The following is a 205-nucleotide window of genomic DNA, read 5'->3' as shown; positions in this document are numbered from 1 at the left end:
TTTGTCTCCTGTGGGACGACAAAGCCTGAATCTGGAAGAAGCAAAGATTGGGGTAATGACTGGTAGTATCAACAAACGCACAACGTTGTACCGTCTTATCCTCTGTACCTGCTAAGGTTATAGGGACAAGCCGTACGGGCAATTAGTACTGGTTAGCTTAATGCATTACTGCACTTCCACACCCAGCCTATCAACGTCCTGGTCT

General features: G+C 46.8%; 1 rRNA gene. It reads right to left on the bottom strand.

The features are described from left to right. Positions 1-121 precede the first annotated feature (121 nt). Positions 122-205: ribosomal RNA gene (locus MRBLMS1_RS26925) — 23S ribosomal RNA — on the bottom strand; the annotation flags it as partial.

Source organism: Massilia sp. LMS1-1-1.1, assembly GCF_040815535.1.
In the GTDB taxonomy this organism is placed as follows: Bacteria; Pseudomonadota; Gammaproteobacteria; order Burkholderiales; family Burkholderiaceae_D; genus Janthinobacterium; species Janthinobacterium aestuarii.
The sequence above is the reverse complement of the archived record's forward strand: the minus strand, read 5'-3'. Positions and strand labels throughout refer to the sequence as shown.